This window comes from Thermoactinomyces sp. CICC 10521, assembly GCF_016055135.1.
Classification (GTDB): domain Bacteria; phylum Bacillota; class Bacilli; order Thermoactinomycetales; family Thermoactinomycetaceae; genus Thermoactinomyces_A; species Thermoactinomyces_A daqus.
Window position 1 is genome coordinate 1 of the sequence record NZ_JAECVZ010000088.1, and the last position, 910, is coordinate 910.

The 910-nt window shown below is 43.4% G+C and carries 2 protein-coding genes; both read left to right on the plus strand.

Annotated features, from left to right (window positions below):
• On the plus strand, positions 1–417 hold a 417-nt coding region (locus tag I8U17_RS18095; RefSeq protein ID WP_198060001.1), incomplete at its 5' end, for a sensor histidine kinase.
• A gap of 160 nt (positions 418–577) precedes the next feature.
• Positions 578–910, plus strand: a 333-nt coding sequence (locus I8U17_RS18100; protein WP_198060002.1) for an SDR family NAD(P)-dependent oxidoreductase, incomplete at its 3' end; no start/stop codon positions are given.

Genomic DNA, 910 nt, shown 5'->3' on the forward strand with positions numbered 1-910 from the left:
ATGTTAGCGTTGAATGAAATGGATGTAGAAAGAATCATCTGTAATGATCCGTTACAGGCGCAGGCAGATCCGTTTTTGCTGATCAGGATGTTTGACAATCTGATTCAAAATGCCCTGAAGTACGGAAAAAAACCAGGAAAGTTCATCATCGTAACGAAACAAGAAGACGGATATGGCGTAATAAAATTGAGCAATACTGCCGGGCAGGTAGATCGTCAAATAATCGGGCGCCTGTTTCAGATGTTTGTAACGGGTGATCCTTCCCGTTCCGAAAAGAGGTCCGGGATCGGACTGGCGATTGTCAAACGGATTGTGGATTTGCACCAAGGACAGATTGCAGCCATTCAGGAAAACGGAATGATGACCTTTGTAATTAAGCTCCCCATAACTTCATCCCGGTCCTTTACACGAAGATAGTCCCATCGCTGCATCCACGTCCTCCACTCATCAGGAAAAATAAAAATCCACGTTTTCCCCTCCGATCCCAAAGGAAATATTTTAATTGAAGTGAATATGATGAGTCTCTTTACTGATCACATACAAATAAAAAATTTAATTGAGAAAAGGGGAAGAGCAAATGGAGCCATTTGTTGGCAAAGTGGCTTTAGTTACAGGTGGCGGTTCCGGAATAGGAAGAGCAACTTCATTGGCTTTTGCAAAGAAAGGAGCAAAAGTCGTTATTGCCGGACGCACAAGAGAGAAGATTGTGGAGACACAAGAAATGATTAAGAATTTGGGTGGAGAAGCCATTGCAGTTCAAGCAGATGTTTCTGCAGAGGAACAAGTCAGAGAGATAATACAAACAACCATCGATCAATTTGGTCGTATCGACTTTGCATGCAACGCTGCGGGGATCGGCGGAAAATTGGCTCCTACGGCAGATGTCACAGAGGAAGATTTTGATCGTACT